2 protein-coding genes are annotated in these 717 nt (G+C 67.4%); both read right to left on the bottom strand.

The annotated features are described in order from the left end of the window. Window positions 1–59 precede the first annotated feature (59 nt). Window positions 60–506: a hypothetical protein gene (locus ACYVE7_RS35145; protein ID WP_007406338.1), complete on the bottom strand. Its 447-nt coding sequence runs from the start codon at window positions 504–506 to the stop codon at window positions 60–62. Beyond that, the coding region (locus ACYVE7_RS35150) for a hypothetical protein (protein ID WP_460371009.1) at window positions 503–717 on the bottom strand (215 nt) is incomplete at its 5' end. The genes ACYVE7_RS35150 and ACYVE7_RS35145, both read right to left, overlap by 4 nt.

A 717-nucleotide genomic window follows, 5' to 3' on the forward strand; every position in this document is an offset into this window, starting at 1 on the left:
CGGCGCCGGCAGCACCGCGAACGCGGCGATCATGCCGAGCAGGGTGAGCAGGCGGCGGATCATGCGCCGGGCTCCTCGGAGAAAGCGATGACCAGGGGCACCATCCGGGCGCGGTCGCGTCCATCGAAGCTTATCGACTGATCGGCCAGCGCGCGCACCAGCGCACGGCGTTTGCCAACCGATATCGTCCGCCCGCTTTCGGCAAGGACGACATCGATTTCGTTTCCGATCGACGCGGCGGTCACCGGATCGGCACGGCCCCCGAGAAGCCTTCGTACGAGGGACTCGATCTCGCAATGCACGCGGGACAGGAACAGCAGCGCAGGGACGCTCGAGAGCAACGCCACGGTCGCGATCGATACGACCATCGACAAGGCGACGACGGGAAAGAACATCCAGGCCGGGAACAGCGCGAATATGGCGAGAACATATGTCCACCCGAAGCCGACTGCCGCGACACACAGAAGCGCGTAGCGCGCGATCAGGCTGATGCGCTCAGTCGTCATGCCCTGCCCTCCCCGTCCGGCTGCGCCGCGAGGCTTGCGTCAAGGAAAGCGTTATCGGCCCGGTTCTTGGCGATCACATACACCGGCACCAGCACGACCAGCGCCAGCACCAGTCCGGCAAGCGCGCCCCCTGCCCCGGCGCCGAGCACCGCGCGCAGCGGCTGCAACGCGCAGAGGGCGATCGGCAGCCCGATCGCCGACCACAGGATCG

Source organism: Actinocorallia lasiicapitis (assembly GCF_054778695.1).

Coding starts and splice junctions, on each gene's coding strand:
- ACYVE7_RS35145 (WP_007406338.1), bottom strand. CDS start 506: ATGACGACTGAGCGCATCAGCCTGATCGCGCGCTACGCGCTTCTGTGT.